Origin of the sequence: Catenuloplanes nepalensis (assembly GCF_030811575.1) — a bacterium.
Taxonomy (GTDB): domain Bacteria; phylum Actinomycetota; class Actinomycetes; order Mycobacteriales; family Micromonosporaceae; genus Catenuloplanes; species Catenuloplanes nepalensis.
This window is the reverse complement of the sequence record NZ_JAUSRA010000001.1, coordinates 4,296,180-4,308,256: the sequence shown is the minus strand read 5'-3', so window position 1 is coordinate 4,308,256 and position 12,077 is coordinate 4,296,180. Positions and strand designations below refer to the sequence as shown.

Below are 12,077 nucleotides of genomic sequence, written 5' to 3'. Positions count from 1 at the left end.
CCGCCGTCCTCAGCCAGAGGATGTTAGTTACTACGGCTTATCTGTCTGAGCGACCCGACCCGAGAGCCTGTCGTTCCTAAGCTTGCGTTGGATCTGTTTGAGCGTAATCCGCTTCTTGCGGTTAGGAGACTTGGACGTGTGTACCTTCAACTTCTGCATGAGGTTGGCCATGTGAAGTACTACCGCCCGGACACAGTTAGGCCCCGTGGGATCTCCAGTTCCACGGGGCCGTTCTACTGTGTTGCGATCTTGCCTGTATCAAGAGGAGTGATTGGATCATGCCTTAGTCCGCCCACGCCTGAACTATCGGCTGCTCGGGAGGCTGCCAGGTGGCAGTAAGCCACCCTGGTTGGCACTTGGAGCTAGATCATCCTCCCAGCATGTGGGAGGCTTCAAGATTCTTTAGGCCGGAATATCTCAACATTGAAGGGCCTCTGACCTGGAGGAGATAAGTACACATTCTCCTAAGGCCAGGCCCGGCTCCGATGCCGTGGGTCTTGCGCTGAGGTCGGTGGCACAGTTGAATCGCAACTGATTCTCTTACCAGTCTGAAGCGCACGAACGTAGCGATGCGCCGGACGGTGGAGGTGGGTGTTATGGCTGACGATGATCAGAAGCCAAACACGAAGATCGAGTTCATTCGGAATGCCCCTGCGCTGCTGTCAGGGCTGGCTACCCTCTTGGTGGCGCTGACCGGGCTCCTCGCGCTCTTGCTTAAGTGACGACGTAGAACAGCCCCGGTTCGGCGCATAAGCCGAGGTCCGGGGCTGTTGGTCTACCCCACGTCCTGTTACAAGGTCGACACGTCGTCCATGTCTGTGATGTAGGCGCGGACGAACCAGTCTCCGACGATTGCCCTGTGAAGGTGGCCGACCACCACTTGGTCCTCCCCGCCCATGGAGACGTGGATGTGGACCTTGCCGTCTACGACCTCGCCGGTGCCGGTGATCTCGAACGGGGCGTCGTAGTCCCTGAGGATGTCGTCCTTGGGATTGTTCTTGGGCATCACCGAGACCGTGGCCTGCTGGATCGCGCCGATGATGCTGATGGGGCCGCGCTCGACACCGAAGACCTCTACGCCCCGGTTCAGCTTGTCAATGACCTCTTCGCCCTTGTCAACCTGGATGATGTACGTGGTCAAGAGGATCTCCTTCAGAGACTAAGAGGGTCGACTCCTGCGAGGGCTGCGCCGATGGCGCGTAGGTTCTCGCGGCTGGGCTCCGTGCGCAGGGCCGACACCAGGGCCGTGGTGACTGTGGGGGACTTGGTGCGGGACAGCATGACGGCCGAGCAGTAGCGCGCTCCGGCGTCGGCTGGGTTGGACAGCTCCGCCGTGAAGGTGTTGAGGTGGTCCGGCTCCGAGAGTGGGGTGGGAGTCGTGGCCATGTTGTAGGCCGTGTCCCAGGGCTCTTTGAGCACGCGTGAGATGACCGCCGTGAGGTACAGCTCGCGTACGTCCGAGTCCTGCTGGAGAACGCTGATGGCCTCGTTGTCGATGGCGGGTGACCTAACCTTGGCCAGGATGCCGGCCGCGTTCACGCGTAGGACAGCCGAGGCGTAGGAGGAGTTGGACCACTTGACCAGCGAGGCCACGGAGGGGGTGTCCCTGGCGACGAGTGCCGCGATCGACTTGTCCGTGGCGTGAGATGTCTGGCTGATCGCCAGGAGCTCGGACCGCCCCTTGGAGATGTCGGAGGCGATGGAGAGCGCCGTGTCCGGGGTGGACTCCGCGGCCAGGATAGACAGGCTGCCGATGAGCAGTTGGCGACGCTTCAAGTCTTCTCCCAGCACGCGCTCATACGCCCGGATGACGTCGGGGGTTACCTGGCGTTGTCCTGTCTCGACGTTGCCAAGGTAGCTCCGGCTGTAGCCCGTTCTGGAGGCCATGCCGGAGAGCGAGAGGCCCGCTTGTGTGCGTGCTGACCTCAGTGTGCTTCCAAGATCGCCCACGTGCTACTCCCTCGCCGGTTTTGGAGCGGGTTGGAGACGGCCTCTTCCTTCGCAACGAGCGTTCGACCATGAACGCTGTGTGAGACGGGCGTGGGAATTCTATTGATCACCGCTGGGGGTTGTCGATGATCGTGGAGCTGGAGATCAGCTTTCCGCAGCGGATACCGGGCACGCACATGCACCCGGCGCTGAAGGCGGTGGGGAGAGCGAAGGTCGTCTACCGGGATGGCCGTGCGGCCTGGGTGCTGGACGAGGCGATCTTAGAAAAGATCTTGGCTTCGCTGCGGGCAGCGACGTGACCGCTGACGGTGTTCCAAGGCCTGCGGTGGGCGGCGTCTACCTCATGCTGGAGAACAACTACCGCTTTGGCCGGGGCAACCTGTGGGTGAAGGTTCTTAGGCTCTACGAGCCGGTCAACACCGCTGGCCCTGGTAAGACGGCCGACTGGTGGTGGTACGTGCACGCGGTGGTGCGGAGTACCACTGAGACCGCCCGGCCTGGGTACGAGCGGGATATCTACCTGCGGGCCTCGGTGCTGCGGACGGCGAGACGCTCAGAGGCTCCGCGTGAAGGGTCGCAGCCCGAGCCATAGGCCATATGCAGAGGATGCCGATGTGGCCTGGTGGTGGCTTACGTGACTTGTGTTACTTGCCAGGGGCCGCCTTCTTGGCAGGAGTCGCCTCCTTCTGCTTAGCGCCGGGCCTATTCCCCTTCTTTTCGCTGACCTCGAAGCGGGCGGTCCAAGTGTCGTCCCCTTCCGCCTTCCTGACCACACCGCGTACACCCCAGTCCTTGCCGTTGGCGTACTTCCGCACCTTGGACATGAACGTTTTGGCGTTCGCCTCAGTCTCGAAACCCGGCAGCCTGAGGGCCTTCTTCTTTCCCACGTACTCTTCGATCTTCTGGGTGACCTCGGGAGGGAGGTCACCAGAGGAGGTGCTGAGTGGTCCGTCTTCCACGGTGAGCTTGCTGTAGTCGACCATGACCCTCTGTTCGGCGTCCGGCGGGCCGACTTGAGGCTAGAGGTCCAGGTGACAGACCGTGGCCGTGCGCTTCCTGGCGTTTAGCCCTGCCCGCTTCCCTCGGGTGGTACGGATGATGCCGGCCTTCTCTAGGACGTCCAGCTCGCGGCCGATCGTGCGTGTCGAGGTCTCGTCGCCGAACTTGATGTAGATAAGATCGAGGAGGTCCTCGTACGTGGTGATGGGGTTCGGGCCTTGGCTGTAAGACATCTCGAAGATGGCCCAGAGAACATGCGCTGCGCGGGGCTTCAGTTGGCCCTTGTCGATGCTGTCGTACAGAGCCCGCAGCTTCGCTTCCTGCTCGCCCTCGTGGATGTATGAGTACGCGCGATCGAGCAGCTCTTGGGCAATCTGGTCCCGCTTCGCGTACGACCTGGTGGCCAGGAGGCGTGAGACCGTCCGTTGCTTGATGAATCGCGCCAGGATCTCCGGGTCCGCGTTGAAAACCTGCTTCTGATACCTGCGGGCGTAGCGGGTGGCGGCGCTCATCGCTTGCGCGTAGAGCGACGCGACGCGCGTCTTGTCGTACTCGTTCATCTGGTACTCCGTGGTGGTGGGTGTCCCTGGCGAGTTGGCGTTGGGGAGGGTGTTGCAACACCCTCCCCGCCATGCAGTCCCACCACGGACCTGCCTCTTACTACGGCTGCGCCTCCGGCGGACCAAGCCCGCCGGGCGCGTTTCTTTCTCTCGCGGGGTGGGGGAACTCCCCGGTCCCACCCCCGCCCGGACATAGAACCCCCTACGGGGTGTGTGCGTGTCCCTGAGTCAACCTAGATCGTCCACTCCCGGATGGTTGCTCCGTACTTAGCCGCCTGGGCGTCGGCGTCTAGGTACCTCTCCGTCATGGTGACCGATCCGTGTCCTAAAAGGTGCTGAGCTGCCCGGATGTCGCCGGTGTGGGCAAGGATGAGGTTCGCTGCTGTTCGTCGGATTGTGTGGGAACCCTTGCCGCGCATATCAGTTATGCCGATCGATACGAGCAGGCGCTTGATGGCCCCGGTGAGCGGCCCCTGAGACTTGGTGAGGTTGAGCGGCCAGTCCGGCGTGATTTTTTGCGGGATGCCGTTGACGAAGCCACGGTGGAAGCGGGCCGGTACGACGTACCATTCGGGCTGGATCGGTCCGTAGCGCCCCTCCACCCAGGCTTGCCACTTCGTCAGGTCCTCTGCCAGTTGGGCGGGGATGGGGCAGGTTAGGGACTTCTTGACCTTGGGCCTATAGACCTCCAGCGTCAGATCCTGGAGATTGACGTCGCCCCACTTCAGGCCCCGGATCTCGCTCTGACGACAACCCGTCCAGAACAAGAGCGAGACCGTCATGCCGTCGCAGGGATGGCGGCGCTCAGCTTTCTCGATGACCTGCTTGAGCTGGTCAGAGGTGAGGGGCTTGCGCTTGGACCTGTCCGGAGCGATCTTGGCGTTCTTCAGATGAGAGGCGGGGTTGCGCTTGACGTACCCGTTGTCGAGCAGCCATCGGCCGAACGGTCGCAGGGTCGCGCGGTAGGTGTTGAGAGTGCTCTCCGCACGGCCCCTCCTGCGCATCTCGGCGAGAACTGCATCGATGTCGGAACGCCTGATTTGGGCGATGGGCTTGCTCCCGCCCATCTGCTCGCGTAGGACATTGAGCACGAAGTGGTGTCGGCTCTGTGCGCCCTCTGACTGCTGGGCCACCTCATCGGCGGCCCCGAACTCAAGGATCGCGGAGTTGACGGTGTGCGGCACGGGCTACCTTTCGGTTCCTGGCACACCCGCTTTAGTCACTCTCAGTGGTTTCCCGTCGTCAACCAGTGTTCGTTCATTCTGTTCATCGCGAGGACCCGGAACCGAAACATGGCGATCATCCGTCGGTGGAGCATCGCGCGCGAGCTGTTCGTGCTGCAGGTGCTGGTCGTGACGCTGCTGGTCACGGCCGGGACCGTGGGCACGGTCGCGCTCGCGGCACAGGACGCGCAGCACGCGGCCGTCGAGGAGGTCACCGCGGTCGCCGAGACGATCGCCCACTCTCCGCTGGTGGTCGCGGCGCTGCGCGCCGAGGATCCCACGACCGTCCTCCAGCCGTACGCGGAGAGTGTCCGCGTCGCGACCGGCACCGACTTCATCGTGGTGATGGCGCCGGACCGCACCCGCTTCACGCACCCGAACCCGGAGCTGATCGACGGCCCGTTCGTCGGCTCGATCGACGCGGCACTGCACGGAGGCGTGGTGGTGGAGACGACCACGGGCAGCCTCGGCCGGTCCGTGCGCACGGTCGTGCCGGTCCGCGACCAGGCCGGCGCGATCACCGGCCTGGTCTCGGTCGGCATCACCACCGATGAGATCAACCGCCGGCTGCGTCACCAGCTCCCGGCCGTGCTGCTGGCCACCGTGCTCGCGCTCGCGCTGGCCGGCCTCGGCGCCTGGCTGCTCTCCAACCGGCTGCGGCGGCAGACGCACGGGCTCGGCCCGGCCGAGATGCGCCGGATGTACGAGTACTACGACGCGGTCCTGCACTCGGTCCGCGAGGGACTGCTCGTGGTCGACCGGGACGGCCGCGTCGCGCTCATCAACGACGAGGGCCGCCGCCTGCTCGGCCTCCCCGACGACGTGCCGGTCTCCGCGCTCGCGCTGCCCGCGGAGGTCTCCGACCTGCTCACCGCCGCGCAGCCGGCCGCGGACGTGCCGGTGCTGGCCGGCGACCGTGTCCTGGTCGCCAACCAGCGGGTGACACGCTTCGAGGGGCGGACCCTCGGCACGGTCCTGACCTTGCGGGACCACACCGAGCTGCGCGCACTCGCCGGCGAGCTGGACTCCGTGCGCGGCCTGACCGAGGCGCTGCGCGCGCAGGCGCACGAGGCCGCGAACCGGCTGCACACCGTGCTCACCATGGTCGAGCTGGGCCGCGCGGACGAGGCGGTCCGGCTCGCCACCGCGGAGCTGGAACTCGCCCAGCAGCTCACCGACCAGGTGGTCGGCGCGGTCGCGGAACCGGCGCTGGCCGCGCTGCTGCTCGGCAAGTCCGCGCAGGCCGCCGAGCGCGGCGTCGAGCTGTTGGTCGACCCGGAGTCCAGGCTGGACGATCCGCGGCTGCCCAGCCGCGACCTGCTCACCGTGGTCGGCAACCTGGTCGACAACGCGCTGGAGGCGGTCGCCGGGCGTCCCGCGCCGCGCCGCGTCACCGTGCTGATCACCGAGGAGCCGTCGGAGGTGCTGGTCCGCGTCTCCGACACCGGGCCGGGCATGACGGACGACGAGGCCGCGGCCGCGTTCCGGCGCGGCTGGACCACCAAGCGGGAGGGGCGCGGGCTCGGGCTGGCGCTGGTCCGGCAGGTCGCGGAGCGGCACAACGGCACCGCGTCGGCCGCGTCCGGCCCCGGCGGTGGCGCGATCATCACGGTGCGGCTCCCGGTGGCCGGATCATGAGCGCGACCCCGATGGCCCTGGAACCCGCGGAACGCCTCGAACATCGACTGCCGGGCCGGCCGGCATGAGCGCGATCCGGGTGCTGGTCGTCGACGACGAGCCGCTGATCGCGGAGGCGCACGCGGCGTACACCCGGCGGGTCGAGGGTTTCGAGGTGACCGGCGTGGCGCACACCGGCCGGGCCGCGCTGGCCGCGCTCCGCGCCGGTGGCACAGACCTGGTGCTGCTCGACCTGCACCTGCCCGACCTGCCCGGCCTGGAGATCGCCCGCGCGCTGCGCGCGGCCGGCAGCCCCACGGACGTGCTGGCCGTGACGTCGGCCCGGGACCTCGCGATGGTGCGCTCGGCTGCGGCCCTCGGCGTGGCGCACTACCTGCTGAAACCGTTCACGTTCGCGGGCTTCCGGGACAAGCTGGAGCGCTACGCCGACTACCACCGGCAGCTGCACGGCGACGGCCAGGTCGCGGCCCAGCACGAGATCGACCGCGTCTTCGCCACGCTCCGCGGCGCCACCGCGGACTCGCTGCCCAAGGGCCTGGACGCGGCCACGCTCGACCTGGTCCTGACCGCGCTGCGCGCTCCCGCCCCGGGCGGCCTGTCCGCCGCCGAGGTCGCCGCCCGCACCGGCGTCTCGCGCGTCACGGCCCGCCGCTACCTCGAACACCTCGCGGGTACGGGCCGCGTCGTGCGCTCCCCGCGCTACGGCGGCCCGGGCAGGCCCGAAGTCGAATACCGGCCGGCGTGACGGGGTCGCCGGGCCGGAGCTCGGTGGTCCGTATGCCGGCCGGCGTGACGGGTCGCGGGGTCGGAGTTCGGTGGTCCGTGTACCGGCCGGCGTGACGGGGTCGCGGGGCTGCGGCTCAGTGTGGTCCGTGTATCGCCCGGCGTGACCGAACGGGCCCGGCCGCGGTCAACGGCTGTCGTTTCGCAGGACACCACGCGGGTACGGCCCGATCAGGGTTCCTCCGGCGCCGCGGCCCGGACCGGACGAGGATCGGGCGACGGTCGTCGTGAGCACCGTGACCGGCGCCTGCCCCGGCTCGCGGCGGATGGTGACCTGGTGCGGCACGGTGATGGCGGCACCATCCGTGACCGGCGCGGTGCCGGCCCCGGAAGACCCGCCGGCCCCGGAAGACCTGCTGGCCCCGGAAGACCTGCCGGCCCCGGAAGCCGGGTCGGGCCCGGCGCTGCCGGCCGGATCGTCGCGGCGGAGGTCGGTGAGGCCGCGGTGCAGGGCGTCGCGGAGCAGGGGGCCGAAGCGGCGTTCGATGAAGCGGTGGACCAGCCAGGCCGGGATCAGCATGATCGCCATGGTGGCCGGGACCAGCAGCTCCAGGGGGAGGCCGGCGTCGACCATGCCGTGGCGGATCAGGATGTAGCCGAGGCGCTGGTGCAGCAGGTAGTAGGGGTAGGTGAGCGCGCCCGCCACGGTCAGCCAGCGCCAGTCGAGGCGGTCGGCGCGGCCGAGCGCGATCGCGGCCAGGGTCAGGTAGATCGCGGTGACGATCAGGGCGGCCGGCCAGAGCGGCACGGTCCAGCCCGGGTTCAGCTGGACGCGCTCGTGCAGGCTGTGCAGGTTGATCAGCCAGGTGAACGCGAGCATCGCCCAGAGCAGCGGCGAGCCGCCGAAGCGGCGGACCAGGTAGAGCAGGATGCCGGCGCAGAAGTAACCGGCGTAGTCCGGCATCGTCAGCATGGTGAGGGCCGGGTGGTCGATCTGCACGGCCAGCACCGCCGCGGTCATCCAGACCACACAGAAGAGCACGGCCCGGCGGTACGTGACACCACGGCCGACCACCAGCGCCCAGAGCAGGTAGAAGCGCAGCTCGACCCAGAGCGTCCAGTAGACGTTGTCGACCGACGGGTGGCCGAGCGGGTGCTGCAACATGGTGAGGTTGATGCCGACGTCGACCCAGGTGAAGTCGTCGTAGACCGGTATCCAGCCGCCGCTGATCGGGAACAGCGTGGTGAACGCGAGCGTGATCGCGACGCACGCCCAGTAGGCGGGGTAGAGCCGGGAGACCCGGGACACCGCGTAGTCGCCGATCCGCTTGCCCCAGCTGCTCATCCCGATCACGAAGCCACTGATCATGAAGAACATCTCGACGCCGAGGAAGCCGTAGACGGTCACCCGGGAGAGGGACGGCACGAAGTGCGCCGGGTTGTGCACACCGTCCGGGGACCAGAACGTCGTGTAGTGGTAGAGCGCCACGGCCAGTGCGGCCAGAAGTCGGAGGGCGTCGAGTGCGGGGATACGGCGCATAACGGCCCATGATTGCCACCCGGCGCTCCGCTTACACGTAAACCTGCTGTGGTTTTCTGCTCTTGCGAAGCGGATCTTGCAGGGAGCCCGGCTGCGGCCCCGACCCCCGCCCCTGGAACGGAGTGAACGCTGAGCCTCCGCCGGAAGCGGGAATATCAGCTTTTGTCTCCGCAGTATGCCCATGCGCGCGGGAGCGTGCCCGATGCGACGACCGCGAAGCCGGAGATGACGGCTTGGGCCACGATGGCGGCGGGGGAGGAGACACCCAGGACGTAGACCGCGTAGCCGTTGGCCGCCGCGTCGGTCGTCAGGATCACGGCGCCGAGAACCAGCCCGGAGCGGCGGCGGAGCAGCAGCAGGACGCCGGCGAGCGGGTCCAGCAGCGTGAGGGAGACGAAGTACGCGGCGAGCCACCCGGGCGCCCACGGGTAGGGCGGCCACGTGGTGAGCTGCCAGACGTGCACCGCACCGCCGTAGAGCAGGATCGCGGCCTCGGCGCGGAGGAGGAGCCTCAGCGCCCGCGCCCGCGGCGGCCGGCCGGAGCCTCGTGGCGGAAGTGCACGAACAGGCGGCCCCAGTTGTCGCCGTCCTTCTCCACGCGGTGGTAGAGCTGCTTGATGTCGCGCTGGTCGAGGAAGCGCAGGACCTTCTTCTTCAGCGCGCCGCTGCCCTTGCCCGGGATGATCTCGACGGTCGCGGCCTTCTTCTGAATCGCCTCGTCGATGATGTTCCGCAGCGCGCGGTCGATCTCTTGACCCCTGTTGAAGATGTCGTGCAGATCCAGCTTCAGCTTCACGCCATGATTCTAGCTGTCGCCCACGTCTCACCCAGGCCCGGAAATCCGTACGATCATGGTGGGGTTGGCCGGTCTGTAGAGCATTTTCTGACAGACCTTATGGGGTGACCCGGCAATGGATGGACGCGCGGACGCCGTCGTTCTCTTCGGTGTGACCGGCGATCTCGCCGCCAAGAAGCTGATCCCCGCCCTCTACGAGCTGACCCGCCGCGGACGCCTGGACGTGCCCGTCATCGGCGTCGCCCGGTCGGCGTGGGATCACGAACAGCTCGTCACGGCCGTGCGCAAGGCGGTCACGGAGGCGGTCGACGTGGTGGACGAGGCCGCGTTCGACGCGCTCGCGGCCCGGCTGGCGATGGTCTCCGGCTCCTATGACTCGGCCGACACCTATCAGCGGCTCGCCGCGCTGCTCACCGGCGCGGGCCGGCCGCTGTTCTACCTCGCGATCCCGCCCGCGGTGTTCACGGACGTGGTCGGCGGGCTGACGGCGTCCGGGCTGGCCGCGCGCGGGCGGGTGATCGTGGAGAAGCCGTTCGGGCACGACCTCGCGTCCGCGTCCGCGCTCGCGGTCACGCTGCGTGGTGCCTTCGACCCGGCGCGGATCTTCCGGATCGACCACTACCTCGGCAAGGAGGCGGTCGAGGGGATCACGGCGGTGCGGTTCGGCAACCGGCTGCTGGAGCCGATCTGGAGCCGCGAGCACATCGACAACGTGCAGATCACGCTCGCGGAGGAGTTCGGCACGCAGGGGAGGGCCGGGTTCTACGACCGCAGCGGCGCGGTCCGGGACGTGCTGCAGAACCACGTGCTGCAGGTCGCGGCGCTGCTCGCGATGGAGCCGGGCGGCAAGTCCGAGGAGCTGCACGTGCTGCGCCGGATGCGGCCGTTGACGCCGGCCTCGACGGTCTTCGGCCAGTACGCGGGCTATGCGGACGAATCGGGCGTCGCGCCCGGGTCGACGACCGAGACGTTCGTGGCGTCCACGCTGCGCATCGACACCCGGCGCTGGGCGGGCGTGCCGTTTCACCTGCGGGCCGGTAAGCACCTCGGCGCGACCACGACCGAGGTGGTGGTGACGCTGCGGCCCGCGTCGTCCGCGCCGCCCGGCTTCGCGCCCAACCTGCTGCGGCTGCGCCTCGGCCGCGGCGACGGTCTCGGCCTGACGCTCAACGTCAAGGAGCCCGGGGGTACGGTCGCGGCCCACCCGGTCCCGCTCGACGTCGACTTCGGGACCGTGTTCGGGCGGCGGCAGGAGGCGTACGAGCGGCTGATCGACGACGCGCTCGACGGGCGGCCGGACCGGTTCGCGTCCGAGGAGACCATCCGCGAGGAGTGGCGGATCGTGGCGCCGGTGCTGGACGGATCCGTGCTGCCCCGCCCGTACGAGCGGGGCGGCTGGGGACCGGAGACGGCCGGCACCCGGCCGGCCGGCGGCTGGCATCCGCTAGGGCGTTAGCTCCGTAAGCGGGACCGACTCGTCGGACAGCCTGGCCAGGTCGATCTTCCGGCCGGCCAGGCCCGCGCGGATCAGGTCCCTGGATCTGGTCCTGCACGTCCCAGACGTTCAGGTTCATGCCGGCGGCGGTGCGCACCACGCGGGCGGCCCGGTCGATGCCGGTGACGACCGCGCCGAGGCGCAGGTCGACGTTGTTCTCGGCGTACCAGCCGTCGGCGTGCACGAACGGCTCGTCCGGGCCGGTCGTGCCGAGCAGCAGGCCCTTGGAGAGCGGCGGACGCTCGTACGGCCGGAGCAGCTCCGAGCCGAGCAGCGTGATCCGGCCGCCGAAGCCCTCCGTGCGAAGGGTCTCGGCGGCCTTGGCACCGGCGAGCCCGGCGCCGGCTATGACGATCGATTCAGGTTCGGACATGCCCGTGTTCGTACCCGGGCGCGCCCGATTCCGCTCACCGCTCTGTCCGCGGTTCCTATCCGCTCGTCAGCTCGGACAGTTCGCGGCTGATCGCGTCGGCCACGTTGCGGCGCTGCCACTGGCGCGCGAACGCGTCCGGCGGCACCACCTGCACCGGGCAGACCGCGTGCGACACGCAGTATCCGGCCACCGACCGCCGGAACACCCGCCGCCACCAGCGTTGCGGCGTGCGGCCGACGAACAGCACGTCGTCCTCACGCGCGTAGTCGACCAGCGCCGCACCGGGCCGGTCGAGCACGGTCACGGAATTGATCTGCACGTCCGGCGGCATCCCGCCGAGCGCGTCCGCGAAACACTCCCGGATCAGCTGCCGGGCCGCGTCCCGCCCACGCACGTACACCGCGTCCGTACCGTCGAGATCCCAGGCGCGCACCGCACGCAGCGGCACGCCACGCCGCCGCGCCTCCGCCACCGCCAGGCGCAGCGCCCGCAGGCCGGTCAGCGACGGCGAGACGCCGACGATGACACGCGGACCCACCGAGTCGGCCAACACTCTGCCCTCCGTCCCGTCCGCCCGACCACCCTCCACGCCGATGCGCCGGCGGACGTGCCGCATCACAAGACACAACGATCGAGCGACACGGGGTGCCCGCCCGTTCCCGCTCCGTCGTCATGCAGACCGTAAGCCAGCAAACCCCTCTCTGGTAAGGCCCGAATTCCATCGATCTGTGACAGGCCCTTCGACCCAGCGTTCCGGGCCTTCTTTCCCTGTCCGTTTCC

General features: G+C 68.4%; 14 protein-coding genes and 1 pseudogene. 5 read left to right on the top strand and 10 right to left on the bottom strand.

Annotation, left to right across the window (positions count from 1 at the left end):
* Positions 1 to 596: 596 nt before the first annotated feature.
* The gene (locus J2S43_RS18495) at positions 597 to 722 is read left to right on the top strand and encodes a hypothetical protein (RefSeq protein ID WP_306830838.1); all 126 of its coding nucleotides are present in this window, start codon (positions 597 to 599) and stop codon (positions 720 to 722) included.
* A gap of 68 nt (positions 723 to 790) precedes the next feature.
* Here the strand turns inward: J2S43_RS18495 and J2S43_RS18490 are convergent, their stop codons facing one another.
* Both J2S43_RS18490 and J2S43_RS18485 read right to left on the bottom strand, forming a co-directional pair.
* Entirely contained in the window at positions 791 to 1,141 is a 351-nt protein-coding gene (locus J2S43_RS18490) for a PPC domain-containing DNA-binding protein (RefSeq protein ID WP_306830836.1), read from the bottom strand.
* 11 nt (positions 1,142 to 1,152) lie between these two features.
* Positions 1,153 to 1,950, bottom strand: a complete 798-nt coding sequence (locus tag J2S43_RS18485) for a helix-turn-helix domain-containing protein (protein WP_306830834.1) — start codon at positions 1,948 to 1,950, stop codon at positions 1,153 to 1,155.
* 125 nt (positions 1,951 to 2,075) lie between these two features.
* Here J2S43_RS18485 and J2S43_RS18480 point away from each other — a divergent pair, with 125 nt between their 5' ends.
* Positions 2,076 to 2,249 carry a hypothetical protein gene (locus J2S43_RS18480; RefSeq protein ID WP_306830832.1) on the top strand — a complete coding sequence of 58 codons (174 nt, stop codon included), beginning with the start codon at positions 2,076 to 2,078 and terminating at the stop codon, positions 2,247 to 2,249.
* A 345-nt stretch (positions 2,250 to 2,594) separates the two neighbouring features.
* Here J2S43_RS18480 and J2S43_RS18475 read toward each other — a convergent pair whose 3' ends face one another.
* From J2S43_RS18475 to J2S43_RS18465, 3 genes are all read right to left on the bottom strand, one after another.
* A complete protein-coding gene (locus J2S43_RS18475) occupies positions 2,595 to 2,933 on the bottom strand; it encodes a hypothetical protein (RefSeq protein ID WP_306830830.1) in 339 nt (112 codons plus the stop codon).
* Between the two features lie 36 nt (positions 2,934 to 2,969).
* Positions 2,970 to 3,509 carry a hypothetical protein gene (locus J2S43_RS18470; protein ID WP_306830828.1) on the bottom strand — a complete coding sequence of 180 codons (540 nt, stop codon included), beginning with the start codon at positions 3,507 to 3,509 and terminating at the stop codon, positions 2,970 to 2,972.
* A gap of 233 nt (positions 3,510 to 3,742) precedes the next feature.
* Positions 3,743 to 4,693 carry a tyrosine-type recombinase/integrase gene (locus J2S43_RS18465; RefSeq protein WP_306830827.1) on the bottom strand — a complete coding sequence of 317 codons (951 nt, stop codon included), beginning with the start codon at positions 4,691 to 4,693 and terminating at the stop codon, positions 3,743 to 3,745.
* Between the two features lie 108 nt (positions 4,694 to 4,801).
* On the opposite strand from J2S43_RS18465, the gene J2S43_RS18460 reads away from it, so the two are divergent.
* Positions 4,802 to 6,370 carry a sensor histidine kinase gene (locus tag J2S43_RS18460; RefSeq protein ID WP_306830825.1) on the top strand — a complete coding sequence of 523 codons (1,569 nt, stop codon included), beginning with the start codon at positions 4,802 to 4,804 and terminating at the stop codon, positions 6,368 to 6,370.
* A 64-nt stretch (positions 6,371 to 6,434) separates the two neighbouring features.
* Entirely contained in the window at positions 6,435 to 7,115 is a 681-nt protein-coding gene (locus J2S43_RS18455; RefSeq protein WP_306830822.1) for a response regulator, read from the top strand.
* A gap of 165 nt (positions 7,116 to 7,280) precedes the next feature.
* On the opposite strand, the gene J2S43_RS18450 is transcribed toward J2S43_RS18455, so the two are convergent.
* The 3 genes from J2S43_RS18450 to J2S43_RS18440 form a co-directional block, all read right to left on the bottom strand.
* Positions 7,281 to 8,633 (bottom strand): acyltransferase family protein, encoded by a 1,353-nt coding sequence (locus J2S43_RS18450; protein WP_306830820.1) that lies wholly within the window; start codon positions 8,631 to 8,633, stop codon positions 7,281 to 7,283.
* Positions 8,634 to 8,788: 155 nt separating this feature from the next.
* A complete protein-coding gene (locus J2S43_RS18445) occupies positions 8,789 to 9,097 on the bottom strand; it encodes a hypothetical protein (protein WP_306830818.1) in 309 nt (102 codons plus the stop codon).
* A gap of 47 nt (positions 9,098 to 9,144) precedes the next feature.
* Positions 9,145 to 9,429 carry a Smr/MutS family protein gene (locus J2S43_RS18440; RefSeq protein WP_306830816.1) on the bottom strand — a complete coding sequence of 95 codons (285 nt, stop codon included), beginning with the start codon at positions 9,427 to 9,429 and terminating at the stop codon, positions 9,145 to 9,147.
* A 115-nt stretch (positions 9,430 to 9,544) separates the two neighbouring features.
* On the opposite strand from J2S43_RS18440, the gene zwf reads away from it, so the two are divergent.
* Positions 9,545 to 10,885 carry a glucose-6-phosphate dehydrogenase gene (zwf, locus tag J2S43_RS18435; protein WP_306830815.1) on the top strand — a complete coding sequence of 447 codons (1,341 nt, stop codon included), beginning with the start codon at positions 9,545 to 9,547 and terminating at the stop codon, positions 10,883 to 10,885.
* 139 nt (positions 10,886 to 11,024) lie between these two features.
* On the opposite strand, the pseudogene J2S43_RS18430 reads toward zwf, so the two are convergent.
* Both J2S43_RS18430 and J2S43_RS18425 read right to left on the bottom strand, forming a co-directional pair.
* Positions 11,025 to 11,297: pseudogene (locus tag J2S43_RS18430) on the bottom strand (FAD-dependent oxidoreductase); the annotation flags it as partial.
* A gap of 55 nt (positions 11,298 to 11,352) precedes the next feature.
* Entirely contained in the window at positions 11,353 to 11,850 is a 498-nt protein-coding gene (locus J2S43_RS18425; protein WP_306830814.1) for a universal stress protein, read from the bottom strand.
* Between the last annotated feature and the right edge of the window lie 227 nt (positions 11,851 to 12,077).